Here is a 24,767-nt window from a genome sequence, read left to right as displayed (position 1 = left end):
TTCTATTTGACTAAATCTAACATTTCTTGCGCATTTGCTAAAGCAAGATCCGTAATTTCACTGCCTCCGAGTAATCTTGCAAGAGCAGGAATACGCTCTTCTTGAGAAAGTGCGGTCATTTTAGTTTCTGTTTTATCATCAACGGTAAATTTCTCAACATTAAATTGATGATGTCCGTGGCATGCCACTTGTGGTAAATGAGTCACACAAAGCACTTGGCATTTATCACCTAATTGGCGCAATAATTTACCCACTACGCTCGCGGTTTTCCCACTAATCCCAACATCAACCTCATCAAAGATTAACGTTGGAATCGCTGATTGATCTGATGTTAATACTTGAATCGCTAATGAAATACGAGACAATTCACCACCTGATGCCACTTTTGCTAGTGGTTGCGCTTGTTGTCCTAGATTACTGCGTAAAGTAAAGACGATATTATCTGCCCCATTTGCCGCTACTTTAGCTAAATCCGAATTCACTTCAATGAAAAACTCGGCATTTTCCATTGCAAGGCATTTGATAGAATGTGTCACCTGTCGTGCTAATTTCTCTGCAGCTTGGCTACGACTTTCATGTAATTGTTTTGCCGTATGTTGCATTTTCTCAAAGGCAGCTTTTTCTTCCAGAATCAGACGTTCTTCACTTTCTGAAAAATCTAAAAGTGCGGTCAATTCTGCTTTTAATTTTTGATGCCATACCACCAACTCTTCAGGTTTCACATTGTGCTTGCGTGCAAGTTGTAAAGCTTGACCTAAACGTTGTTCAATCTCTTGTAATAACATCGGATCTTGCTCAATATGAGAAGTAAGATGTTGGACTTCATTTGTCGCCTCTTGCACTTGAATAAGCGCATCATTCAACATTGTTTGAACAGAAACATATCGGGGATCTAACTCACTTAATTCATCAATATACTGTGTCGCACGATAAAGCATAGAATCAATACTCACGGTCTCATTTTCACTGAGTAACTGTAAGGCTGATTGTGATAACTGTGTTAGCTGTTCGCTATTTGATAGACGACGTTGATCCTCTTCTAATCCTAAATACTCATTTGGACGAAGGGCAAACTCATCCAATTCTTCTACCTGGTATTGTAAAAGTTGCTTCTTCGCTTCATTCTCGGCGACTTGTTGTTGGAAGTTTTTAACTTGTGTTTGAAGATTTTTCCACGCTCGATAATCTTCTCGCATTTGAGCGAGTAAATCATTGTGATGTGCAAATGTATCCACCAACTGAAGCTGATAATCATTTTTCAATAATAACTGAGAAGCGTGCTGCCCATTAATATGAATAAGATATTGACCAATTTCTTTTAATTGAGAAGCCGATACGGGCGTGCTATTGATAAAGGCTTTAGAACGTCCATCTGCATTAATAACACGACGTAAAATACAATCGGAGGGATTATCAGGATCTTGCAATTCCTGCTGTTGCAACCATTGATAAGCGGGGTTAGTTGGTTCAATAAAAAATGTGGCGCAGATTTCGGCTCTTTCCTGCCCTTCTCGAACCATAGAGGTTTCAATACGTTGTCCCAAGCATAATCCCAACGCATCAATAGCAATAGATTTTCCTGCGCCAGTTTCACCCGTAATTACAGACATTCCTTTCGCCAATTCAATTTCTAATTGACGAACAATTGCAAAATTATTGATGGTAAGTTGGGTTAGCATAAAAATCTCCTTAACTGTATATCCATATATTATAACTGATATAATATACAGTAAAGAGATTTTTAACTTTTTGAATTAGAAATTTTTAAGCCAGCCTAATTTCGTGCTTAATACATTGTAATAATTATAATTTTTCAGGTGCAATAGGCTCAGTTTATGCGGACTTTTTTCAATATGCACCACATCATCCGGACAAAAATCGAGTGCCATTTGACTATCACAGCCAACCTCTAACTGAGAAGTATTATGCTCGGCAAAGCGAATGGAAATTTTGCTGTCGCCATCAATGACTAATGGTCGAGAAGAAAGTGTGTGCGGGAACATCGGCACAAGGGCAATCGCATTTAAATTTGGCGTTAAAATCGGGCCACCAGCAGAAAGCGAATAAGCCGTTGAACCTGTTGGCGTGGAAATAATCAAGCCGTCTGAACGTTGAGAAAAGGCAAATTTATCATTGATATAAACATGGAAATCAATCATGTGCGCAATTTTAGCCGGGTGAATCACCGCCTCATTTACTGCATTACCACTAGAAATAATTTCGCCATTGCGTTCAATTTTAGCTTCCAATAAAAAACGCTCTTCGACAAAAAACTCGCTGCGTTCCAAACAAGCTTCAAGCTGTGCGTAAGCATTTTTCGGATCGATATCGGTCAAAAAGCCCAAGTTACCTCGGTTAATACCAATCATTGGAATATGATATTTAGCCAAAATGCGAGCACGTCCTAGCATATTGCCATCACCACCGATCACAATCACAAGCTGTGCTTGCTCACCGATTTGTTCAACTGTCGCTAACACCTCTTCGGGTAAACCAAATTTTTCACCGACATCTTTTTCCACTAAAACTCGATATCCTCGCTCTTTCAGCCATTGATACAAGTTTTTATGCATTTGCAAATTAAGATCGCGACGCGGTTTTCCCATCAAGGCGATGGTTTTAAATGATTTAACTAATTCATCCATAACTATGATTGCTCCCAAGTGCAAACTCACCGATTTCTGACCGCACTTGAATTTAAAATTTTAGCCATTATATTACATAGCAATTCAGTTTTGCTAAAATAGCGCTAATTTTTGATTAATGGAGAAAAAGATGTCAGAACAAGCACAAAACTTAAATGAAAATGAAGAACTTGTTGAAGAAGTTCAACAGGAAACCACTTCGACGGAAGATCCGTTAGAAGAAGCGATCGCTCGTGTGCAAGAGCTTGAAGAGCAATTAAAAGCACAAGTAGAAGAAACCTCTAAAAAAGAACAAGATTTATTGCTTCGTACTCGTGCAGAAATTGACAATATGCGTCGCCGTAGCGAACAAGATGTTGAAAAAGCACATAAATTTGCATTAGAAAAATTTTCAAAAGACATTTTAAATACCATTGATAACTTAGAGCGTGCGCTTTCAACACCTGCCAATAAGGAAGATGAAAGCATCAAAGCGTTATTCGATGGTGTGGAGCTAACCTTAAAAGAGTTACTCTCAACGGTGTCTCGCTTTGGTGTGGAACCTGTTGGCGCAGTGGGTGAAACCTTTAACCCGGATCTCCACCAAGCCATCTCTATGCAACCAGCTGAAGGGTTTGAAAGCAACCAAATCACCACCGTTTTACAAAAAGGCTATACCTTAAATGGTCGTGTGATTCGCCCAGCTATGGTAATGGTTGCAGCTTAATTTCTTTTCTATGACTTAAAGAGCGGACGATTTTTCGTCCGTTTTTTATTGCCAAAAAACTTGATTCAGGTCAAATTTATTAAAAAATAATTTGAGAATAATTCTCAATAAAATACTCTTGCTTTCCAGATTTATCAAGGTTTCAACTCAATTTCAGCCATCAAAAACCGACAAACAACACTACATATTGTGTGTTGATCTATTAAACAAAACTATATATAGTAATTTCGATTTTTTTCATAGCTACCTTACAGGAGTCATAAAATGAACGCTTTCTTTGTGATTAAGCGTGATGGTTCACGAATTGGGTTTGACCTACAACGTATTACTAATGCAATCAAAAAAGCAGCAAGTGCGGTCAATATTGTTGATGAAATTTATATTCATGATCTGAGCCAGCAGATTAATACTGAAATTTTTAGTCATTATCAGCATGAAATTGATATCAACCAGATTCAAAAAATTGTTGAAAATCACTTAATGACAAGTAAGTATCCACAAATTGCACGTGCTTATATTGAATATCGTCATGATCGTGATCTTGCCCGTGAAAAACGCAGCCAATTAACCAAAGAAATTGAAGGACTGATTGAGCAAAGCAATGTGGAATTGCTCAATGAAAATGCGAATAAAGATGCGAAAGTTATCCCAACTCAGCGTGATTTACTGGCGGGTATTATGGCAAAACATTATGCCAAACGTCATATTCTGCCAAGAGATGTTGTTGAAGCCCATGAAAAAGGGGAAATCCACTATCACGACTTAGACTACGCACCATTTTTCCCGATGTTTAACTGCATGCTCGTTGATCTAAAAGGCATGCTTTCTCATGGTTTTAAAATGGGTAATGCTGAAATTGAGCCGCCTAAATCTATCGGTACAGCAACAGCGGTTACCGCACAAATTATTGCTCAAGTAGCCAGCCATATTTATGGCGGTACAACCATTAATCGCATTGATGAAGTGCTTGCGCCTTATGTTCAACTCAGTTTCGAAAAACATTTAAAAAATGCCGCACAATGGCAAATTCCTGATGCTGAAGGTTATGCAAAAGCACTAATTGAAAAAGAATGTTTTGATGCGTTTCAATCCCTCGAATATGAAGTCAATACGCTCCATACGTCAAATGGCCAAACGCCGTTTGTTACCTTTGGTTTTGGCTTAGGCACAAGTTGGCAAGAACGTTTGATTCAGCAATCAATTTTGAAAAACCGTATTCGTGGTTTGGGTAAAAATCACAAAACACCTGTCTTCCCTAAACTGGTCTTTACTATTAAAAAAGGCGTGAACCAAAACGAACAAGATCCGAACTATGACATTAAAAAACTGGCATTAGAATGCGCTTCAAAACGCATGTATCCAGATATTTTAAACTATGATCAAGTGGTTAAAGTCACAGGCTCATTCAAAGCGCCAATGGGTTGTCGTAGCTTCTTAGGCGCTTATAAAGAAAACGGTCATGAAGTGCATGATGGTCGCAATAATTTAGGTGTGGTGAGTTTGAATCTGCCCCGTATTGCCATTGAAGCACAAGGAAATGAAGAAAAATTCTACCGCACTTTAGATGAACGCTTAGTCCTCGCGAAGAAAGCCTTACTTACCCGTATTGCGCGCCTAGAAAATACCAAAGCTCGTGTCGCGCCAATTCTCTATATGGAAGGCGCTTGCGGCGTTCGACTAAAAGCCGATGATAATGTTGCGGATATTTTCAAAAATGGACGAGCATCAATTTCTTTAGGCTATATTGGCATTCATGAAACCATCAATGCACTGTATAAAAAGGGACATATTTTTGACGATGAGCAACTGCGTGAAAAAGGCATCGCGATTGTGCGTCGTTTAAGCGAAGCGGTAAAACAATGGCAGAAAGAAACCGGCTATGCATTTAGCCTTTATTCCACACCAAGTGAAAACTTGTGCGATCGTTTCTGCCGTTTAGATACCAAACAATTTGGTGTCATTGACGGCGTTACCGATAAAGGCTACTACACTAACAGCTATCACTTAGATGTAGAGAAAAAAGTCAATCCATACGATAAATTAGACTTTGAAATGCCTTATCCTAAACTAGCAAGTGGCGGCTTTATCTGTTATGGCGAATACCCTAACATTCAACATAACCTCAAAGCACTCGAAGATGTGTGGGATTATAGCTACGATCGCGTGCCTTATTACGGCACCAATACGCCAATTGATGAATGTTACGAATGTGGCTTCACGGGAGAGTTTAATTGCACAAGTAAAGGCTTTGTTTGTCCGAAATGTGGCAACCATGACAGTGCAAAAGTCTCCGTGACCCGACGAGTTTGTGGTTATCTCGGCAGCCCTGATGCTCGTCCATTCAACGCTGGCAAACAAGAAGAAGTAAAACGTCGAGTGAAACACCTATAATGTCGCAGCATTGATTATGATAAAATAGCTCATCAAAAGTGAGCTATTTTTATTTCAATAAATAAGGAAGTACCATGCCAACACTGACACAAATCACGCAATCCATTATGCAAGATCCCGATAATCAATCATTCACAGCAAAAAGAATTGAACCGCTTTTTGCGGCACCAACGACAGCTCGTATTAATATTGTCGGACAAGCCCCCGGAATTAAAGCGCAAGAAAGTCGTTTATATTGGAATGATAAAAGCGGTGATCGCCTACGCAAATGGCTAGGTGTGGATCGCGATACCTTTTATCACTCGGGTATGTTTGCAGTCATCCCGATGGATTTTTATTACCCTGGGAAAGGAAAATCGGGTGATTTACCACCGCGCAAAGGCTTTGCGGAAAAATGGCATCCAGCAATTCTCGCTAACTTGCCCAATATCGAGCTCACCATTCTTATCGGGCAATATGCACAAAAATATTATTTACCTGAAAACGAGCTTAATGTGACTGAGACGGTTCACCATTTCCGTGATTTTCTTCCCCACTTTCTTCCGCTTGTTCACCCTTCTCCACGCAATCAAATTTGGCTCAAGAAAAATCCATGGTTTGAGCAAGAGATAGTTCCAACATTACAAAAGCAAGTGAAAGCGATTTTATCTTATTAGTTTAACATCTGATTTATAAGGTTATCTTTAATAAATTCAATATATTAATAATACTTCTTTATTATGATACTAATCCGTTTTGAGTATGTCTTCTTTTCTGATTAATCTTTCTTGTGCTACAATCGGCGACTATTAACAAATATGAGGAAAAATATGCAACAAACCCCTGTTACTAACTCAAGAGCCAAAGCTTGGAATAAAAATGCGATTATATTCCTCGTCGATGTCGTGCTCTTCTTTGTTTTATTAAACACGCTTCCTTTTGAGCTAGCAGTCAATAAAGGTTTAGCATTATTAGCATTCGTGGCAATTTTATGGCTTACTGAAGCAGTAAATGTCACGATTACAGCGCTATTTGTTCCTATCCTGTCCGTATTATTAGGATTGGTAAATAGTCGTGAGGCCTTGGTGGCTTTTGCCGATCCAACTATTTTCTTATTTTTTGGCGGATTTGCGCTTGCGACCGCATTAAATGTGCAAAAAATTGACCAAATGATTGCCAATAAAATTATGCAATTAGCCAAAGGTCGATTATTCATTGCTGTTCTTTATCTATTCTTAGCCACGGCTTTTTTATCTATGTGGATGAGTAATACGGCTACAGCGGCAATGATGATACCACTTTCCATGACGATCTTAAGCCAATTAGATCGTAATAAAGAACATAACACTTATATATTTGTATTATTAGGCATCGCCTATAGTGCCACTATTGGGGGTATGGGGACTTTGGTAGGAAGCCCTCCTAATGCCATCGCTGCCTCTCAGCTTCATTTAGGTTTTGCTGACTGGTTAATGTATGGCACGCCAGTGATGTTAATTTTATTCCCAATTATCATCGGTTGGTTATACATCGTCTTTAAACCGAAATTAAACCTTCATTTTGAAGCCGAATTTGCCAAAATCCATATGAATAAAAAACGTATTTTAACTTTAGCGATTTTTGTAGCGGTGGCAATTCTTTGGATTTTTGGCGGCTATCTCAATCCCATTATTTCTCAATTATTAGGACTCCCTAAACCAATCGGCAGTTTTGATAGTATGGTCGCACTCTCTGCAGCAATTGTTATTTGTGTAACAGGCATCGCAAGCTGGAAAGAAGTACAAGAAAATACAGAATGGGGCGTACTTTTCCTCTTTGGTGGTGGTTTAACATTAAGCTCGGTTCTTACCCATTCTGGTGCAAGCAAAATCATGGCGGATGGTATAGTCTTCATTATTGAGGGGGGCCACTACTATGTGATGGCATTAATTGTTGCAGCATTTATTGTGATTTTGACCGAGTTTACTTCAAACACGGCAAGTGCAGCCTTACTCGTCCCAATCTTTATATCTATCGCTCAAGCACTCAATATGCCTCCGCTGGGTTTTGCGATGATTATTGGCTTAGGCGCATCTTGTGCCTTTATGATGCCAGTGGGAACGCCGCCTAATGCAATTGTATACTCCACTGGTTTTGTTAAACAGTCAGAGATGGTTCGTGTCGGTAAGTTTATTGATTTAACCTGTATAGTTATTATTGCAACCATTGCTTATCTGTTCTGGATGTAGCTTTAAAATCAAACAAGTGCGGTTGAAAATAACGTTATTTTCAACTGTACTTTTTTACCTTTCATTACGCAAACGTTTGCCATAGGTGAAAATTAACGTATAATTCGCGCAATTTTTTCTATTTAAGGGAACCTAATGAATAACAATCTACTTTATACCGTGGAAGACAAACCACCTTTCGGATTGAGTTTACTCCTTGCGGCACAACATTTACTTGCCGCACTCGGGGGGATTATTGCCGTACCATTGGTCATTGGTAACGTCTTAAAATTACCTACCGAAGATACCATTACGCTAGTGAATGCTGCACTCTTGATTTCTGGCGTGGTGACCGTTATTCAATGCAAAGGCTTGGGACCTGTGGGCATTCGTTTGCCAAGTGTGATGGGAACCAGTTTTACTTTCGTTGCCGCTGCACTGGCCATTGGTTTCAGTGAATATGGCATCGCCGGTATATTAGGTTCCTCTCTCATTGGTTCCTTAGTGATGATTATCGGCAGTTTCTTTATGCCGTATATTCGTAAATTGTTCCCACCGATTGTAACAGGTACTGTCGTTATGATGATCGGTTTAAGCCTTATTCCTGTTGCCGTTGACTGGTTCGCAGGTGGTCAACGTGGTGATGCGAATTATGCTACACCAGAAAATTTAATGATGGCGAGCTTTGTATTGGTGATCGTGGTTGCGCTCGTACAATGGGGCAAAGGAATTTTCTCTGCCGCAGCAATCGTTATTGGTATGATGACAGGCTATCTTGTGTGTTTAGCCATGGGCTGGGTGAGCTTTGAAGGCGTAAAACAAGCGCAAACTTTCGCAATTCCACAACCGCTACACTTTGGTTTAGCCTTCCCTATTTCAGGTATTATCGGCATGTCCATTGCCTATTTAGTGACAATCGTTGAATCAAGCGGTAACTTCTTAGCACTAGGTAATGCAACCCAAACAGAAATTACCGGCAAACATTTACGTGGTGGCGTTTTAGCCGATGGTTTAGGATCTGCCCTAGCTGCCATAATGTCCACCACACCATTCTCTTCATTCTCACAAAACATTGGCGTCATTTCTCTAACGGGCGTGGCAAGCCGTCACGTGGTTGCGCTAACCGGTGTACTTCTAGCGCTAGCGGGCTTATTCCCTGTATTTGGCGCATTAATTGTTTCAATTCCATTGCCTGTATTAGGTGGTGCAGGCTTAATGATGTTCGCGATGATTATCGCTGCGGGTATCCAAATGTTAGACAAAGTCGCACGTAGCAAACGCAATGGTTTAATTATTGCCATTTCCATTGGCTGTGGCTTAGCCGTGACAACTCGTCCAGAATTGCTTGATAAATTACCGCACTTTTTCAAAGAAGTGCTCGGTTCAGGCATTACCGTAGGCTCATTACTTGCCTTAATTCTTAACCTCGTGCTTCCAGAAGATAAAGTGGAAGAAACAAAAGAATAAAAATAGATAGCGAATAAGGGCAGATTAACACTGCCCTTTTCTTTTCCTGTAAAATATTTCTAAAACTGACCGCACTTTGTTAAAATCAGGCATCATTTTCCATTTATCAAGGAATAAAAATGGCAGATTTACCTTTTTTAGTTGAACTCAACGAACAAAATCTTACCGAAACGTTGCAACGTTCTGTTGAAACCCCGCTTGTCATTAACTTTTATGCACTAAGCCATAAAGAATCAGCTGATTTTGCAAAAGTCCTAAAACGTGTTGCAGAACAACACCAAGGGCAATTTATTCTCGGCTTAGTCAATTGTGAAACGGAGCAAATGCTTGCCGCACAATTTCGTATTCAAGCGTTGCCAACGACCTACCTTTTTAAAGAGGCACAAGCATTAGATGCCTTCCCTGGCACATTAGATGAAACCAGCTTATTACAACGTTTAAGCGCCATTTTGCCAAAAGAAGAAGATTTAAAATTCCAAAAAGCCTTGGATTTTTTACAAGTGGAAGATTACGACTCTGCTCTTCCATTACTGAAAGAAGCCTGGGAGCTTTCGGATAAGAAAAACAGCGATGTGGCATTACTTTATGCGGAAACCTATATCGCCATGAAAAAAACGGAGCCTGCATCAGATATTTTAGCGCAAATTCCGATTCAGGATCGCGACAGTCGTTGGCATGGCTTACAAGCGCAGATTGAGCTTTTAATTAAAGCGGCCGATACGCCAGAAATTCAGCAATTACAAGCGGATTATGCGAAAAATCCAACGCCTGAAATTGCGTTGAAATTGGCAGTTCAGCTACATCAAGCCAATCGAAACGAAGAAGCATTAGATTTATTATTTAGCATTCTTAAACAAGATCTTTCTGCGGAAAACGGTGAAGTGAAGCAACAGTTTTTAGCTATTTTATCAGCCATTGGCAATGCAGATCCTATCACCAATAAATATCGCCGATTGCTGTATGCATTGCTTTACTAATACGATCAACTATTTTTTTATGCATGAAGGCTTTATAATGGACGAACTCCAAAAACCTCATGCTTTATTTTATAAACAAAGGATTCTTTATGTCAGACGTTAAACACAGTAAATTATTAATTTTAGGTTCAGGCCCTGCGGGTTATACCGCGGCTATTTATGCCGCACGTGCGAACTTAAAACCTGTTTTAGTGACCGGTCTTCAACAAGGCGGACAACTTACTACCACGGATGAAATTGAAAACTGGCCGGGTGATTTTGAAATCACCACTGGTTCAGGTTTAATGCAACGTATGTTGCAACACGCCGAAAAATTTGAAACCGAAATCGTGTTTGATCATATTAATAAAGTCGATTTATCTTCTCGCCCGTTCAAACTTTATGGTGATATGCAAACCTTCACATGTGATGCGTTAATCATCGCAACAGGGGCATCCGCACGTTATATCGGATTAGAATCAGAAACCGCTTATAAAGGCCGTGGTGTTTCAGCTTGCGCAACCTGTGATGGTTTCTTCTATCGCAATAAACCGGTTGCCGTTGTCGGTGGTGGAAATACCGCCGTTGAGGAAGCACTTTACTTAGCGAATATTGCGTCTGAAGTGCACTTAATCCACCGTCGCGATAGCTTCCGTGCGGAAAAAATCTTAATCGATCGCTTATACAAAAAAGTCGAAGAAAGCAAAATCGTGCTTCATACTGACCGCACTTTGAATGAAGTGTTAGGCGATAACATGGGCGTAACAGGTGTACGTTTAGAAAACGTAAAAACTGGCGAAAAAGAAGACGTGAAATTAGACGGTTTATTTATTGCTATCGGTCATGCGCCAAACACTGAAATTTTCCAAGGTCAGCTTGAGCTTAACAACGGTTATATCGTTGTTAAATCTGGTCTTGAAGGCAATGCAACAGCGACCTCTGTAGAAGGTGTTTTTGCTGCAGGTGATGTGATGGATCACAACTATCGCCAAGCCATTACTTCAGCGGGGACAGGCTGTATGGCAGCATTAGATGCTGAACGTTATTTAGATGCACAAGAATAAGTGCGCTAAATTCTCATGTAAGGTGCGTAAAACAAGGTTTCACGCACCTATTATTTTTCAAAGGTAGGTTTTTTAATCCTCCAGCCAACTCATCCTATCCTAGGATAAATAAAAACAATGGACAAACTTCGCCAAAAATATTTACAAAAATGGCTTCGTGCGCAACAGCAACCTGTTAAAAAATTAATGCGCACCAATATTGCCCTTGCCACACTTTCTTCCTTAATTCTTGTGGCTCAAGCCTATTTTCTTGCGACATTGCTCGACAAGCTCATTATGCAAAACATCGATCGCGCTGAGCTAGTTCCATATTTTATTGCATTAATCATGACTTTTGCTTTGCGTGCAGTCATTTTATGGCTACGCGAAAAAATTGGCTTTAAAGCAGGTCGATTACTGCGCAATCATATGCGTCAAAAGATCTTAGATAAAATCCATCAAGTTGGGCCGGCCACCATCAATAATAAACCAGCCGGAAGCTGGGCAAGTATCATGCTTGAACAAGTGGAAAATCTGCATAACTTCTATGCGCGTTTCTTACCACAACAAAGTTTGTCTGCCATTGTACCAATGGTGATTTTAATTGCTGTATTCCCACTCAACTGGGCTGCTGGACTGATTTTGATGGTGACCGCACCACTTGTGCCAATTTTTATGATTCTAGTAGGGATTGCAGCAGCAGATAGTAGCCAAAAAAATATGGCAACCCTTTCTCGCTTAAGTGCACAATTCTTGGATCGCTTACGCGGTTTAGAAACCTTGCGTCTTTTCAACCGCACTTCAAAACAAACACAACATATTGAAAACACAACGGAAGACTTCCGTGAAACGACCATGGACGTACTTAAAATGGCGTTTCTCTCTTCCGCTGTGTTAGAGTTTTTCACCTCCATTTCCATTGCTTTAATGGCGGTGTATTTTGGTTTTAGCTATTTAGGCCAAGTCGAATTTGGTACTTATGGTACCACGCTGACCTTGTTTACCGGCTTTTTCTGCTTAATTCTAGCACCAGAGTTTTATCAGCCATTGCGTGATCTCGGGACTTACTATCACGATCGTGCAGCAGGCATTGGTGCTGCTGATGCCATTGTCGATTTCTTAGAGGCAGATTATTTAATTGCACATCAAAGCAATGAACAAATTCCAGCACAAAGTGCGGTCGAAATTCAGGCTGAAAATTTAGTGGCACTTTCTCCACAAGGTCAACCATTAACTAAGCCACTTTCATTCCATATTCCGAAAGAAAGCCATATTGCCCTTGTCGGCCAAAGTGGCGCAGGAAAAACCTCTTTAATCAATGTATTACTCGGTTTCTTGCCTTATGAAGGTAGCTTAAAAATTAACGGTGTAGAACTTAATCAAAGCCGTTTAAGCGACTGGCGTAAACAAATTGCGTGGGTAGGTCAAAACCCATTACTGCTACAAGGCAGCATCAAAGAAAATCTACTTTTAGGTGATATTCAAGCAACTGATGAGCAAATTGAGCAAGCCTTGATTTCTGCGCAAGCGAAAGAGTTTACCGACAAATTAGGCTTGGATAGCGAAATTAAAGATGGCGGCATTGGTGTATCTGTAGGCCAAGCTCAGCGCTTAGCTATCGCACGCGCTTTACTACGCAAAGGCAATTTATTATTACTCGATGAGCCAACGGCTAGCCTCGATGCTCAGTCTGAAAATCTGGTACTTGCTGCCCTTGCAGAAATGAGCCATAACCAAACGACCTTAATGATCACACACCGTATTGAAGATCTAAAACAATGTAACAATATTTTTGTGATGCAAGAAGGTCAAATTGTTCAACAAGGGCATTTCAACCAATTAAAAGATCAAGGCTTCTTTGCCGAATTATTGGCTCAACGAAAAGAGGACATTCAATAATGCGTGCTTTACTTCCCTTTTTACGTTTATTTAAATTTGCCAAGTTGCCTTTATTTTTAGGCTTGGTTTTAATGATTACGGGTCTTGCATCTAGCATAGGCTTGCTGACCACATCGGGTTGGTTTTTAGCGGCAACGGCCATTGCGGGTCTTGGCACGTTATTTAATTTCTTCTATCCTTCTGCCTCTGTGCGTGGGCTTGCCATTGGCCGTACCCTTTTCCGTTATTTTGAAAAGTTGGTGACACACGATGCGACTTTCCGCATATTGGCTAAATTACGGGTACAAGTTTTTGAGAAAATTATTCCATTAAGCCCTGCTGTGTTAAATCGCTACCGTAACAGCGATTTGCTAAACCGCTTAGTGTCTGATGTAGATACCCTCGATAGCCTTTATCTTCGCTTAATTGCGCCATTTATTACGGCTATTTTTGTGATTCTAACCATGTGTATTGGCCTAAGTTTTGTCAATGCTCCTTTAGCCTTAGGTCTAGGTGTGAGCCTGCTTATATTGGTATTCGTTATTCCAACCGTTTTCTACCAACTGGGTAAAAAATTTGGCGATAAACTCGTGCATTCACGCGCACTTTATCGCACGCAATTCTTAGAATTTATCCAAGCACAAGCGGAATTATTGCTCTTTAATGCTGAAGATAAATTGAAAGATAACATGGCTAAAACTGAAGCTAACTGGCAAGCAGACCAGCAAAAAGAAGCAAATTTAAGCGGATTTTCAACCGCACTTTCACTCTTTTTAAATGGTTTAATTATTGCCGCAATGTTGTGGTTTAGCTCACAAGCGGAGTTTGGTAACGATGAATATCGCATGGCATTTATTGCGCTCTTCACTTTTGCGGCCTTAGCTTCATTTGAAATCTTAATGCCATTAGGTTCTGCATTCTTACATATCGGGCAAGTCATTGCGTCAGCTGAACGCCTGACAGATATTATCGAACAACAACCATTAGTGGCTTTTAATGGCAAAGCGGAGTTCGATCAAAACGCCACAACATTAATTGAAGCCAAAGATCTTTCTTTTACTTATCCTGAACGTCAAAATCGTGCTTTAGAGAATTTGAATTTAACTATTCAAAAAGGCAAAAAAGTCGCAATTTTAGGTAAAACAGGCAGCGGAAAATCCACGTTATTACAGCTTTTAGTGCGTAATTATGATGCTAATCAAGGAGAATTATTCCTTGCTGGAAAACCCATTGCTGATTATTCAGAAGACACATTACGCAACCAATTCTGCTTTTTAACGCAACGTGTTCATGTATTTAGCGATACACTTCGTCAAAATCTGCAATTTGCAAGTGCGGTCAAGATTTCAGATGAAAAAATGATCGAGGTGTTAAATCAAGTTGGTTTAGGCAAATTGTTGGAACAAGAACAAGGTTTAGATATTTGGTTAGGTGATGGCGGCCGTCCACTTTCTGGTGGAGAACAACGTCGTTTAGGCTTAGCGCGTATTTTGCTTAATGATGCGCCAATTTTATTATTAGATGAGCCAACTGAAGGTTTAGACCGAGAAACGGAACGCCAAATTCTGCGTTTAATTCTTGCCCATGCTGAAAATAAAACCTTAATTATGGTGACTCACCGCTTAACGGCGATTGAGCAATTTGATGAGCTTTATGTGATTGATGAAGCAAAGCTAATTGAAAAAGGCACTTATGCAGAATTATTGCAATTAGAAAAAGGGTTCTTCAAACAATTAGTGGAGCGTGTGTAAAACAAGGAAGGATAAGTTGGGTGGAAATCTTCCCAGCTTATTCTCGGCACACAGAAATTCCGACTTTGGCTGCTTTCTTCCGAACCTGACCGAGTAAACCGGACACCGTTGCGAGAGACTGAGAAGATTTCCATTGATATCGCAATGCGATTAGGTGGGCTATTATGCAAGAATTGGCCCGGTATTGCAAAGGTTAATTTATCAATTCGGTGAATTTGACGAGAAAATCAACCGCACTTTTGAGGTAAAACCATGAACTATCTCCAATACTACCCTACCGATGTTGTAAATGGCGAAGGCACGCGTTGTACCCTTTTCGTTAGCGGTTGTACGCATGGTTGCCGTGGTTGCTACAACCAAAAGAGTTGGTCTTTTGATAATGGCGTATTATTTGATGAAGCAATGGAGCAACAGATCATCAATGATTTAAAAGATACGCGCATTAAACGTCAAGGGCTCACGCTTTCTGGTGGAGATCCGATGCATCCTCGTAATGTTGAAGCCTTACTTCCTTTTGTACAGCGTGTCAAAAAAGAATGTCCTGATAAGGATATTTGGGTGTGGACGGGATATAAACTGAATGAACTTAATGATTATCAACGTCAAATGTTGCCTTATATTAACGTGCTTATTGATGGGAAATTTATACAAGAACAGGCTGACCCAAGCTTGGTTTGGCGCGGTTCAGCCAATCAAGTGATTTACCGTTTTAAGGTTTAACCGAATAAGGTTAAGCTATTCTGCCAAGCCATTTCTTTAATCTCTTCAGCATTTTCACTTCTTAAATGGCATAACGCCTCAAAGGTGTGAACAATCCGCTCTGGTCGATTAGGTTGCCCTTGAAAGCCAAACACCGGCATATCTGGTGTATCCGTTTCTAACACCAACGCCTCTAATGGCAACTTCGCAATCGCTTGACGCGTTTTATTCGCGCGTTCATAAGTAATAGTACCGCCTACGCCAATTTTATAGCCTAAATCCACAAATCGTTTTGCTTGCTCATAACTTCCAGAAAAACCATGCACCACACCACATTTTGGCAAATTGGCTTGTTTTAAAAAACGGAATAATTGCTCATGGGATTTTCGGCTATGTAAATTGACCGACAGATTATATTTCTTCGCTAAATAAAGCTGACTCTCCAGAAAGTGCTGTTGTTTTTGCCATAATTCATCCGTCAATAAATCGGGAATCGCACATTCTAAGCCAATTTCTGCTACGGCTGTACAATTTTGATTACGAACAGATAATGCCGCATCCAATATCTCTAAATCATGCTCTTGATGCTCTTTGATATAAAGAGGATGCAACCCAAGCCCACAATAAAGATGCTCAGGAAAAAGTGCGATCATATTTTGGATTGTTTTAAAATCCGACTCTTTTACCGCCACAATTAGAATTTTTTGCACATCAGCTTGCTTAGCGTTATCCACCAGCTGAACCAATGGCTCACCAGTATCATGATGAAGATAATCAAGATGGGTATGAGTATCGAAGAAAGGCATAATGTTATTTCGCTTAAGAAAAAAAGGTGTGTAGATTACGCATCCACACACCGAATTCATTATTCAACAGACACTGATGTAATCACCACATCTTCTGTTGGCACGTCTTGGTGGAAACCTTTATTACCAGTTTTTACTTTCTTGATTTTATCAACCACATCCATGCCTTCTACCACTTCACCGAATACGGCATAGCCCCATTCTTGCACGACTTCACGGCCAAACATCTCTTTTGAACGGTAGTTTAAGAAGTCATTATCTGCCACGTTAATAAAGAATTGTGCCGTTGCAGAATGTGGATCAGAGGTACGCGCCATGGCGATTGTGCCACGTTTATTGCTTAAACGATTATTAGCTTCATTTTGGATCGGTGCGTTTGTTGCTTTTTCACGCATTCCGCTTTCCATACCACCGCCTTGGATCATAAATCCATCAATAACACGATGAAAAATTGTGTTATTATAGAAACCGTTTTTACAATAATTTAAAAAGTTTTCTGCAGTGATTGGCGCTTTATCAAAATCAAGTTGAATTTTAATATCGCCAAAATTTGTGTGTAATGTAACCATGTTGTTTTCCTCTTGAAAATTAAGGCATTCATTATTCCACAAATGGCGAGAAAGTGCCACCATGAGCAGAAAAAGTGCGGTCGGATTCCAATCAGAAGAGAAAAAATATGTTAAAGATCTTTAATACCCTCACTCGTGAAAAAGAAGTGTTCAAACCTATCCATGAAGGAAAAGTGGGTATGTATGTGTGCGGCGTGACCGTTTACGATTTATGCCATATTGGCCACGGCCGTACCTTTGTATGTTTTGATGTGATTGCTCGCTATTTACGCTCTTTAGGCTACGATTTAACTTATGTGCGTAATATCACGGATGTGGACGATAAAATCATTAAACGTGCATTAGAAAACAAAGAAACCTGCGATCAACTTGTGGATCGTATGGTACAAGAAATGTATAAAGATTTTGATGCGTTAAACGTATTACGCCCTGATTTTGAGCCTCGTGCGACGCATCATATCCCTGAAATTATTGAGATTGTGGAAAAACTGATTGCACGTGGTCATGCTTATGTTGCAGACAATGGTGACGTGATGTTTGATGTAGAAAGCTTTAAAGAATACGGCAAATTATCACGCCAAGATCTTGACCAATTACAAGCGGGTGCACGTATTGAAATTAATGAAATCAAGAAAAATCCAATGGATTTCGTGCTTTGGAAAATGTCGAAAGAAAACGAACCAAGCTGGCCATCCCCATGGGGCGCAGGTCGCCCAGGTTGGCACATTGAATGTTCGGCGATGAACTGCAAACAACTTGGTGAACATTTTGATATTCACGGCGGTGGTTCTGATTTAATGTTCCCGCACCACGAAAATGAAATTGCGCAATCTTGTTGTGCTCACGGTGGCCAATATGTGAATTATTGGATCCATTCTGGCATGATCATGGTAGATAAAGAAAAAATGTCGAAATCCCTCGGCAACTTCTTCACTATTCGTGATGTATTAAACCACTACAATGCAGAAGCGGTACGTTATTTCTTACTAACGGCACACTATCGTAGCCAACTCAATTATAGTGAAGAAAACCTGAATTTAGCACAAGGTGCATTGGAACGTTTGTACACCGCTTTACGTGGCACTGATCAAAGTGCGGTCGCTTTTGGTGGTGAAAATTTTGTGGAAGCCTTCCGTGAAGCCATGGACGATGATTTCAATACGCCTAATGCCCTTTCTGTCCTATTTGAAATGGCGCGTGAAATCAATAAATTGAAAACTGAAGATGCAGAAAAAGCCAATAGTCTTGCTGCGCGTTTACGTGAGTTAGCGGGTATCTTAGGTTTACTTCAACAAGATCCAGAAAAATTCTTACAAGCTGGCTCTGACGATGATGAAGTCGCAAAAATTGAAGCGCTCATCAAACAACGCAACGAAGCTCGTGCAGCTAAAGATTGGGCTGCTGCGGATGCGGCACGTAATGAACTCACCGCGATGGGAATTGTGTTAGAAGATGGCGCCAACGGCACAACGTGGCGTAAACAATAATCTCACTTTGATACAAAAACGGCGGTCAATTTGACCGCCGTTTTTCTTTTAAGAAGAAAGCATTACATTTTCGGGTTTTCCATTGTTTTTGCTTTTTTCTTCATTTCTTTTGTTTTCATATCATTAGATTGCATGCCTTCTGATTTCATATTATCCATTTTCATGTCGTGAGATTTCATATCATGAGATTTCATCATTCCATCCGATGCCATTTTGTCGTTTTGCATTGGCATAGCGTCTTTTGTCATCGGCATGGGATCTTTTGCCATCGACATTTCATTAGATTTCATATCGGTCGCATAAAGACTGGTTGCGAAGAAAAGTGCAGCAATAGCGGTAAAGGCTGTTTTTGCAGTAATATTTTTCATTTTGAATCTTCCTTAATTTGTGAATAATTAACGTTATCTAGAAAGGCCTTCCCCTTTCATTATCATTAGACGAATCAGGAACCTTTTTCTTACACATTTTCCAAGGAAAAAATATGGAAACCGGAATTTCCGATAAAGAACTGACACTAATTAGAGAGCAAATGCTGAAATTTGCCACATTACAGGTGGGCGATTCTGTATTGGCTGAAGATTTGGTGCAAGAGAGTTTTTTAAGTGCATTTAACCATCTTGAACAATTTAAACGACAAGCCGCATTTAAAACCTGGGTCTTTGCTATCTTAAAAAATAAAATCATTGATTTTCTTCGCCAGAAAGGCAAATTAGTGCTAGAAACCGAAATTGAAGATGAAGAACAAACCAATCATTTCTTTGATGAAGGGGGACACTGGAAAGCTGAACATTCCCCACTTGATCTTGAACAGAGCGAGAGTGCGGTCTATTCCGAAGAGTTTTGGCTGATTTTTGAAACTTGTTTAACTTGCCTACCGGCCAAACAAGCCAAGATTTTTATGATGAGAGAGTTTTTGGAATTATCTTCCGAAGAAATTTGCCAAGAAAATCAACTAAGTATAAGTAACTTGCACACGACGCTCTATCGTGCCCGCTTACAACTTCAAAACTGCTTATCTCATAAACTTTAAGGAGTGACTTTATGAAATGTCGCCAAGCGACTCGACTCATTTCAGATGCGCAGGAACGCCCATTAATGACCAAAGAAAAAATTGGGCTCAATTTGCATCTTTCCATTTGTACACATTGTCGTAAATTTCAACGAAATTGTGGCACATTGAGAAAATTAATGCTGGATTTCAAAGGATAAAAAAGCGGAAGACAACTTCCGCTTATAGGTCTGTTACTTCACCATTAACGCTGTTACACGTGAAATGACTTCCTTGACTTCATCATCCGTCAATTTACCTTCTTTCACAAATTGCACTTTGCCGGTTTTATCAAGCAAAATAATCACGCTGTCTTTTTCACGTAATCCCCATGCATTTTTGACCGCACTTTTATCATCTAAAATCACTTGGCTGTGGGCATTTTCTTTTTTGCCTTTTTCTGCACTACTTTTCACAAACATGCCTGTGCCCACAACAGCATCATCAGCATTAATAATCGTCGTGGTTTGATATTTAGCTTGGTTAAAATGAGCGGCTTTGATGGCTTCGATCATTGCTTGATTTTTCTCTTTTGCCGCACTTCTGCCTGCAATGTGCTGAATCACACGGACTTTGCCAGGTAATGCCGTTGCGCTCCACGATTTATACGCCACATCATTGCCATTTAAAGTAATTTCACCCTTATCTGAAACCGTTACATTAGCTAAAAGTTGGTTAGGTTGGATATTGTGAGCGAATGCATTAACTGAGATTAAACTCCCCATAACTGCACTCAAAAGCATAATTTTTTTCATAAATACCTCATAAATTCCGTGAAATTGCCCATTTTTGGCGAATAGTCACTTTTTTGTTATACTCCGTGCGCATTATACTTTGCTTAAATCAGATAAAGAAGGAAAAAGAAATGGATCAAATGCCAGCTTGCCCAAAATGTAAAGGCGAATATGTTTATCATGATTCTGTGAATTTTGTTTGCCCTGATTGTGGCAATGAGTGGAATGGTAACGAAACAGTTGAAGCCGATGAAGATCAACTGATTGTTAAAGACAGCAACGGTAACTTGTTAGCCGATGGTGATGATGTGCTTTTAATTAAAGATTTAAAATTAAAAGGTTCATCTGAAGTGTTGAAGAAAGGCACGAAATTCAAAAACATCCGTCTGGTAAACGGTGATCACAACGTTGATTGTGGCAAAATTATGTTGAAATCAGAGTTCTTGAAAAAAGCCTAAAAATTCCCGATAAAAAGAGCGGTCGATTTTAACGTTGTTTTAAATCGACCGCTCTTTTTTATTTTCGTTATACCTTCGCAGGTTTCACAATTTCACTTGGATAACAACCAAGTACTTTCAGATAATTACTGAACTGCTTAAGCTCTTCCAAGGCGATTTGGGTATCAGGATGATGAATATTTCCTTCAATTTCCAAATAGAACATTTCTTCCCAAGGTTTTCCATAAATAGGACGAGATTCAAGCTTGGTCATATTAATACCATGCTTTTTAAACACAAGTAAAGCATCCACCAAAGAACCCGCTTGTTGCGATGTTGTCATCAACAATAAGGTTTTAGTATGAATTTGCGGTGAAACTTCTCGAGCTTGTTTGGCTACCACAATAAAACGAGTAATATTGTTTTCTTGATTCGCAATATTATGTTTTAACACATGTAAGCCGTAAAGCTTGCCGCCATCTTCATTGCCCAGTGCCGCAATATTCGGTTTATTCAAGCTTGACACAAGCTGCATGGCATGAGAGCTACTTTCGCAGTACTCGATATGCACTCGCTCAAGACTTTGAATAAATTGACTACACTGCTGGATCACCTGTGGATGGCTATAAAGTGTATCAATTTTGCTTAAATCATCCTGTTCATTCACTAAAACACAATGCTTGATAGGATAAGCCAACTCGCCTACCAAAGATAAGTTGGTATGTTGAAGTAAATCATAAACTTCATTAATTGCGCCTGATGTGGTGTTTTCTAAAGGAAGTACGCCATAATCAGATTCCCCACTTTCAACCTTTTCAAAAATTTGAGCAAAGGAATCACAGCTGATTTCAGCAAATTGCTGATGGTAGCGAGCAGCATAATTACGCGCAGCCAAATTAGAGTAAGAACCACGCTTGCCTAAGAAAGCGATATGTAACGTTTCTTCTCGTTGCTCATTGAGCTTTTTCTGTAAATACACTTGCTGTGTGAGCACAGAATCTTCAATGATCTTTTGGAAGACTGCGGTAATATATTGCGGTTCAAGCTGATAATTTTGACTTTCAGAAAATTGAATAAGCTCTTGTAACAGTTGCTGCTCGCGCTCTAAATCGCGCAACGCTTTTTGCGTCACTTCTTTGCTTCTTACTACATCATATGCCAGCCGGTGACGCTCTGAAAGCAGCTTTAACAAGCTGCGATCAATTTGCGTAATTTGCTGACGAATTTCGGATAACTCTAATGCCATTTCATTCCTTATTTAAAGGTTACTTCATTATGAGGGATATATTTTTCAGCACTAATAGGTGAATTTTTCTCAAAAAATTCTTTTAAAACATCCGCATCAATAAAACCGGTGTTAACGAAAGTTGGATTTTTTGTCATGACTGGATAACCATCTCCACCGGCAGCATTATAGCTTGGGACAGAAATACGGTAAGTTTTATTTAAATCCAATGGTTTACCTTGAATTTTCACATTTTCAACTTTCTTATCCGCACGATTTACTGTCATGCTGATACCTGAATATTGTGCATAGGCACCCGAATCCACTTCTTTCAATGCCACCACATTTAAATAATCCAGTAATTCTTTACCGGTTAATTCAAAATAGCTCACAATATTACCAAATGGATGGATTTTTAAGATATCTTTATAGGTTACATCACCTTCTTGGATAGAATCACGAATACCACCTGAGTTCATGATACCAATGTCTGCTTTCGCTTTTTGACGTTGTGCTTCTGCAATTAAGTGACCAAGGTTAGTTTGTTCAAAACGAATAATGGTACGATCACCTTCTAACTTACCATTTAATTTCCCCACTTTTTGGCTTAATAAAGCATCACCTTTATCTTGGTAAGACTTTAAAAGTTTTTCCATTTCTGGATCTTGTGGAATCTCTTCGGCATAGTTCACATATTCTGTTTTACCGTCTTCTTTTTTCACTTTTTTCTTCAAGTTCACTGGAATTAATTGATAATTCACTAATTTTAACTCACCATTTTTGAACTCAAAGTCAGCTCGACCAACGTATTTACCCCATTCAAATGCTTGCATAATCCAAGTACCATTTTGGAAATCTGGTTTACATGGTTGAGTTGGTTGATAATCTTTAATCCATACCCCTTTATCATCCACGCAAATCGGATCATGGCTGTGACCACCGATAATCATATCGAATGCGCCTTTATCTAGATTACGCGCAAGACTTACATCACCAGGCGCATTTGAACCATGTTTCGCATCATAGTAATAGCCCATATGTGTTAAAGCGATTTTTACATCGGGCTTAACGGTTTCATTTAGCTCTTTTAATGTAGCTTTTGCTACCGTTGTTGGATCTTCAAATTTCACATTATGAAGGTATTCTGGGTTACCTAATTTTGCAGTATCTTCTGTGGTTAAACCGACCACGGCAATTTTAAGATCTTGTTTATTTAAAATGGTATAAGGTTTAACTAAGGTTTTACCTGTTTTGGTATTAATGACGTTTGCAGATAAGAATGGGAAGTTCGCCCATTTTTCTTGCATATCAAGAATTTGTAGTGGATTATCAAACTCATGATTACCTAATACGGTTGCTTCATAGCCCATCGCATTCATTGCTTTAATGTCAGGTTCTGCTGTTTGCATATCTGACTCAGGTACACCAGTATTAAAATCACCTGCATTTAATAAAACGAGTGAACCACCTTTTTGCTCGACTTCAGCTTTTACGCGATTAACAATTGTTTTGTGTGCAGGAAAGCCATATTCACCTTTTGCATTCGGCCAAAAATGTCCGTGCGTATCATTGGTGTGCAATATGGTAAATTGATAGGTTTTGTCCTGTTCATATGCCATTGCCGCAGAAGTTGCTAGCACAAGAGGAAGCACGGTAAATAATTTTTTCATAGTAAAAACACCTCTATTTTTGACCGCTCTTTACCTTCGCAGAAAACAAAAATAATAGAGCAAGATGGGAAATAAAAAAGCTATACTCCCGAAAGAAGTATAGCTTTTCAACAAAACACTGTTAGATGAGTACCTGCGCAGGCGCAACATAACCTTGTGGAACTTGTTTCTTATCTTCAAAGGTAACAAATTCCCACGCTTCCTGATCGGCAAGTACAGCACGGAGTAACTTATTATTTAAACCGTGACCAGATTTATAAGCTTTGAAATCACCGATGATGTTATAGCCACACATGTAAAGATCGCCAATCGCATCAAGCATCTTATGACGAACTAATTCATCTCTGAAGCGTAATCCATCTTCATTTAAGATACGGTAATCATCTAATACGATAGCATTATCTAAGCTACCACCTAATGCAAGGCCTTGAGATTGAAGATACTCAATATCTTTCATGAAACCAAAGGTTCTTGCACGACTAATTTGATGTACGAATGCTTGTGCTGAGAAATCCATCACGTAATTGCGTACATTTTTACTAATCGCAGGATGAGCAAAGTCAATTGTGAAATCTAAACGGAAACCATTGTAAGGTTTAAACTCTGCCCATTTATCACCGTCTTCTACTCGTACATTTTTCTTAATACGAATAAATTTCTTCGGTGCATTTTGTTCTTCAATACCTGCATCTAAAAGCAAATAAATAAATGGGCTTGCACTACCGTCCATGATTGGAATTTCAGGTGCATCAACTTCAATGATAATATTATCAATACCTAAACCCGCTAATGCTGCGTTTAAGTGTTCTACGGTTGAAACACGCACACCTTGTTCATTCACCAGTGCAGTACAAAGCATGGTATCACGCACTGAATTTGCATTTGCAGGGAAAGTCACCGGCGGATTAAGATCAGTACGGCAGTAAATCACGCCAGTATTCGGCATAGCCGGACGCAACGTTAATGTTACTTTTTTACCGCTATGTAAGCCAACACCTGTGACTTTAATGCTTTGTTTTAATGTTCTTTGTTTAATCATCTTTTTTACCTTATTGTTTCACAACAAGAT

General features: G+C 39.5%; 23 protein-coding genes and 1 other RNA gene. 14 read left to right on the top strand and 10 right to left on the bottom strand.

The window, feature by feature from the left end:
• Positions 1-2 precede the first annotated feature (2 nt).
• Together recN and QQS40_RS06350 are read right to left on the bottom strand one after the other, a co-directional pair.
• Complete coding sequence (gene recN / locus QQS40_RS06355; protein WP_329504369.1) at positions 3-1,679, bottom strand: DNA repair protein RecN; 1,677 nt, start codon at positions 1,677-1,679, stop codon at positions 3-5.
• A gap of 75 nt (positions 1,680-1,754) precedes the next feature.
• The gene (locus tag QQS40_RS06350; protein WP_329504367.1) at positions 1,755-2,645 is read right to left on the bottom strand and encodes an NAD(+) kinase; all 891 of its coding nucleotides are present in this window, start codon (positions 2,643-2,645) and stop codon (positions 1,755-1,757) included.
• Positions 2,646-2,775: 130 nt separating this feature from the next.
• On the opposite strand from QQS40_RS06350, the gene grpE reads away from it, so the two are divergent.
• The 9 genes from grpE (at position 2,776) to cydC (ending at position 15,023) form a co-directional block, all read left to right on the top strand.
• Positions 2,776-3,351, top strand: coding sequence for a nucleotide exchange factor GrpE (grpE, locus tag QQS40_RS06345; protein ID WP_329504365.1), 576 nt, complete (start codon positions 2,776-2,778; stop codon positions 3,349-3,351).
• A gap of 264 nt (positions 3,352-3,615) precedes the next feature.
• Complete coding sequence (gene nrdD, locus QQS40_RS06340; protein ID WP_329504363.1) at positions 3,616-5,742, top strand: anaerobic ribonucleoside-triphosphate reductase; 2,127 nt, start codon at positions 3,616-3,618, stop codon at positions 5,740-5,742.
• A gap of 74 nt (positions 5,743-5,816) precedes the next feature.
• Positions 5,817-6,398: a uracil-DNA glycosylase family protein gene (locus QQS40_RS06335; protein ID WP_289901288.1), complete on the top strand. Its 582-nt coding sequence runs from the start codon at positions 5,817-5,819 to the stop codon at positions 6,396-6,398.
• 153 nt (positions 6,399-6,551) lie between these two features.
• Complete coding sequence (locus tag QQS40_RS06330) at positions 6,552-7,949, top strand: DASS family sodium-coupled anion symporter (RefSeq protein ID WP_329504360.1); 1,398 nt, start codon at positions 6,552-6,554, stop codon at positions 7,947-7,949.
• A gap of 135 nt (positions 7,950-8,084) precedes the next feature.
• Positions 8,085-9,395, top strand: coding sequence for a nucleobase:cation symporter-2 family protein (locus QQS40_RS06325; protein ID WP_329504358.1), 1,311 nt, complete (start codon positions 8,085-8,087; stop codon positions 9,393-9,395).
• A 119-nt stretch (positions 9,396-9,514) separates the two neighbouring features.
• On the top strand, positions 9,515-10,372 hold the full coding sequence (locus QQS40_RS06320) for a co-chaperone YbbN (RefSeq protein ID WP_329504356.1): 858 nt from the start codon (positions 9,515-9,517) through the stop codon (positions 10,370-10,372).
• 89 nt (positions 10,373-10,461) lie between these two features.
• Positions 10,462-11,415 carry a thioredoxin-disulfide reductase gene (trxB, locus tag QQS40_RS06315; RefSeq protein ID WP_329504353.1) on the top strand — a complete coding sequence of 318 codons (954 nt, stop codon included), beginning with the start codon at positions 10,462-10,464 and terminating at the stop codon, positions 11,413-11,415.
• Between the two features lie 117 nt (positions 11,416-11,532).
• Positions 11,533-13,293: a heme ABC transporter permease/ATP-binding protein CydD gene (gene cydD, locus QQS40_RS06310; protein ID WP_329504351.1), complete on the top strand. Its 1,761-nt coding sequence runs from the start codon at positions 11,533-11,535 to the stop codon at positions 13,291-13,293.
• Positions 13,293-15,023 (top strand): heme ABC transporter ATP-binding protein/permease CydC, encoded by a 1,731-nt coding sequence (gene cydC / locus QQS40_RS06305; protein ID WP_329504349.1) that lies wholly within the window; start codon positions 13,293-13,295, stop codon positions 15,021-15,023. Before cydD ends, cydC begins: the two co-directional genes overlap by 1 nt.
• A 26-nt stretch (positions 15,024-15,049) precedes the next feature.
• Here cydC and ffs read toward each other — a convergent pair.
• An RNA gene (gene ffs / locus QQS40_RS06300) (signal recognition particle sRNA small type) lies at positions 15,050-15,148 on the bottom strand.
• Between the two features lie 127 nt (positions 15,149-15,275).
• On the opposite strand from ffs, the gene nrdG reads away from it, so the two are divergent.
• The gene (nrdG, locus tag QQS40_RS06295; protein WP_329504347.1) at positions 15,276-15,743 is read left to right on the top strand and encodes an anaerobic ribonucleoside-triphosphate reductase-activating protein; all 468 of its coding nucleotides are present in this window, start codon (positions 15,276-15,278) and stop codon (positions 15,741-15,743) included.
• Here nrdG and QQS40_RS06290 read toward each other — a convergent pair.
• Both QQS40_RS06290 and QQS40_RS06285 read right to left on the bottom strand, forming a co-directional pair.
• Positions 15,740-16,528, bottom strand: coding sequence for a TatD family hydrolase (locus QQS40_RS06290; protein WP_329504345.1), 789 nt, complete (start codon positions 16,526-16,528; stop codon positions 15,740-15,742). The genes nrdG and QQS40_RS06290 overlap by 4 nt on opposite strands.
• A gap of 59 nt (positions 16,529-16,587) precedes the next feature.
• Entirely contained in the window at positions 16,588-17,097 is a 510-nt protein-coding gene (locus QQS40_RS06285) for a peptidylprolyl isomerase (protein WP_289901295.1), read from the bottom strand.
• 107 nt (positions 17,098-17,204) lie between these two features.
• On the opposite strand from QQS40_RS06285, the gene cysS reads away from it, so the two are divergent.
• Positions 17,205-18,584, top strand: a complete 1,380-nt coding sequence (gene cysS, locus QQS40_RS06280; protein ID WP_289901296.1) for a cysteine--tRNA ligase — start codon at positions 17,205-17,207, stop codon at positions 18,582-18,584.
• Between the two features lie 62 nt (positions 18,585-18,646).
• On the opposite strand, the gene QQS40_RS06275 is transcribed toward cysS, so the two are convergent.
• Complete coding sequence (locus tag QQS40_RS06275) at positions 18,647-18,952, bottom strand: hypothetical protein (protein ID WP_289901297.1); 306 nt, start codon at positions 18,950-18,952, stop codon at positions 18,647-18,649.
• A 113-nt stretch (positions 18,953-19,065) separates the two neighbouring features.
• Here QQS40_RS06275 and QQS40_RS06270 point away from each other — a divergent pair, with 113 nt between their 5' ends.
• Positions 19,066-19,614, top strand: coding sequence for a sigma-70 family RNA polymerase sigma factor (locus QQS40_RS06270; protein WP_289901298.1), 549 nt, complete (start codon positions 19,066-19,068; stop codon positions 19,612-19,614).
• 11 nt (positions 19,615-19,625) lie between these two features.
• On the top strand, positions 19,626-19,793 hold the full coding sequence (locus QQS40_RS06265; RefSeq protein WP_289901299.1) for an anti-sigma factor family protein: 168 nt from the start codon (positions 19,626-19,628) through the stop codon (positions 19,791-19,793).
• A 33-nt stretch (positions 19,794-19,826) separates the two neighbouring features.
• Here the strand turns inward: QQS40_RS06265 and QQS40_RS06260 are convergent, their stop codons facing one another.
• On the bottom strand, positions 19,827-20,387 hold the full coding sequence (locus tag QQS40_RS06260; RefSeq protein WP_289901300.1) for a YtfJ family protein: 561 nt from the start codon (positions 20,385-20,387) through the stop codon (positions 19,827-19,829).
• Between the two features lie 110 nt (positions 20,388-20,497).
• On the opposite strand from QQS40_RS06260, the gene QQS40_RS06255 reads away from it, so the two are divergent.
• Positions 20,498-20,824 (top strand): zinc ribbon domain-containing protein YjdM, encoded by a 327-nt coding sequence (locus QQS40_RS06255; protein WP_005699889.1) that lies wholly within the window; start codon positions 20,498-20,500, stop codon positions 20,822-20,824.
• Positions 20,825-20,891: 67 nt separating this feature from the next.
• Here QQS40_RS06255 and pheA read toward each other — a convergent pair whose 3' ends face one another.
• The 3 genes from pheA to lpxC form a co-directional block, all read right to left on the bottom strand.
• A complete protein-coding gene (gene pheA, locus QQS40_RS06250) occupies positions 20,892-22,049 on the bottom strand; it encodes a prephenate dehydratase (RefSeq protein ID WP_289901301.1) in 1,158 nt (385 codons plus the stop codon).
• Positions 22,050-22,057: 8 nt separating this feature from the next.
• Positions 22,058-23,698 carry a bifunctional UDP-sugar hydrolase/5'-nucleotidase UshA gene (ushA, locus tag QQS40_RS06245; protein ID WP_289901302.1) on the bottom strand — a complete coding sequence of 547 codons (1,641 nt, stop codon included), beginning with the start codon at positions 23,696-23,698 and terminating at the stop codon, positions 22,058-22,060.
• Positions 23,699-23,819: 121 nt separating this feature from the next.
• A complete protein-coding gene (gene lpxC / locus QQS40_RS06240) occupies positions 23,820-24,737 on the bottom strand; it encodes a UDP-3-O-acyl-N-acetylglucosamine deacetylase (RefSeq protein WP_289901303.1) in 918 nt (305 codons plus the stop codon).
• Positions 24,738-24,767 lie beyond the last annotated feature (30 nt).

It is taken from the genome of Haemophilus parainfluenzae (assembly GCF_036288925.1).
Classification (GTDB): Bacteria; Pseudomonadota; Gammaproteobacteria; order Enterobacterales; family Pasteurellaceae; genus Haemophilus_D.
This window is presented reverse-complemented; position numbering and strand designations above follow the sequence as displayed.

Coding starts and splice junctions, on each gene's coding strand:
- recN (WP_329504369.1), bottom strand. CDS start 1,679: ATGCTAACCCAACTTACCATCAATAATTTTGCAATTGTTCGTCAATTA.
- QQS40_RS06350 (WP_329504367.1), bottom strand. CDS start 2,645: ATGGATGAATTAGTTAAATCATTTAAAACCATCGCCTTGATGGGAAAA.
- grpE (WP_329504365.1), top strand. CDS start 2,776: ATGTCAGAACAAGCACAAAACTTAAATGAAAATGAAGAACTTGTTGAA.
- nrdD (WP_329504363.1), top strand. CDS start 3,616: ATGAACGCTTTCTTTGTGATTAAGCGTGATGGTTCACGAATTGGGTTT.
- QQS40_RS06335 (WP_289901288.1), top strand. CDS start 5,817: ATGCCAACACTGACACAAATCACGCAATCCATTATGCAAGATCCCGAT.
- QQS40_RS06330 (WP_329504360.1), top strand. CDS start 6,552: ATGCAACAAACCCCTGTTACTAACTCAAGAGCCAAAGCTTGGAATAAA.
- QQS40_RS06325 (WP_329504358.1), top strand. CDS start 8,085: ATGAATAACAATCTACTTTATACCGTGGAAGACAAACCACCTTTCGGA.
- QQS40_RS06320 (WP_329504356.1), top strand. CDS start 9,515: ATGGCAGATTTACCTTTTTTAGTTGAACTCAACGAACAAAATCTTACC.
- trxB (WP_329504353.1), top strand. CDS start 10,462: ATGTCAGACGTTAAACACAGTAAATTATTAATTTTAGGTTCAGGCCCT.
- cydD (WP_329504351.1), top strand. CDS start 11,533: ATGGACAAACTTCGCCAAAAATATTTACAAAAATGGCTTCGTGCGCAA.
- cydC (WP_329504349.1), top strand. CDS start 13,293: ATGCGTGCTTTACTTCCCTTTTTACGTTTATTTAAATTTGCCAAGTTG.
- nrdG (WP_329504347.1), top strand. CDS start 15,276: ATGAACTATCTCCAATACTACCCTACCGATGTTGTAAATGGCGAAGGC.
- QQS40_RS06290 (WP_329504345.1), bottom strand. CDS start 16,528: ATGCCTTTCTTCGATACTCATACCCATCTTGATTATCTTCATCATGAT.
- QQS40_RS06285 (WP_289901295.1), bottom strand. CDS start 17,097: ATGGTTACATTACACACAAATTTTGGCGATATTAAAATTCAACTTGAT.
- cysS (WP_289901296.1), top strand. CDS start 17,205: ATGTTAAAGATCTTTAATACCCTCACTCGTGAAAAAGAAGTGTTCAAA.
- QQS40_RS06275 (WP_289901297.1), bottom strand. CDS start 18,952: ATGAAAAATATTACTGCAAAAACAGCCTTTACCGCTATTGCTGCACTT.
- QQS40_RS06270 (WP_289901298.1), top strand. CDS start 19,066: ATGGAAACCGGAATTTCCGATAAAGAACTGACACTAATTAGAGAGCAA.
- QQS40_RS06265 (WP_289901299.1), top strand. CDS start 19,626: ATGAAATGTCGCCAAGCGACTCGACTCATTTCAGATGCGCAGGAACGC.
- QQS40_RS06260 (WP_289901300.1), bottom strand. CDS start 20,387: ATGAAAAAAATTATGCTTTTGAGTGCAGTTATGGGGAGTTTAATCTCA.
- QQS40_RS06255 (WP_005699889.1), top strand. CDS start 20,498: ATGGATCAAATGCCAGCTTGCCCAAAATGTAAAGGCGAATATGTTTAT.
- pheA (WP_289901301.1), bottom strand. CDS start 22,049: ATGGCATTAGAGTTATCCGAAATTCGTCAGCAAATTACGCAAATTGAT.
- ushA (WP_289901302.1), bottom strand. CDS start 23,698: ATGAAAAAATTATTTACCGTGCTTCCTCTTGTGCTAGCAACTTCTGCG.
- lpxC (WP_289901303.1), bottom strand. CDS start 24,737: ATGATTAAACAAAGAACATTAAAACAAAGCATTAAAGTCACAGGTGTT.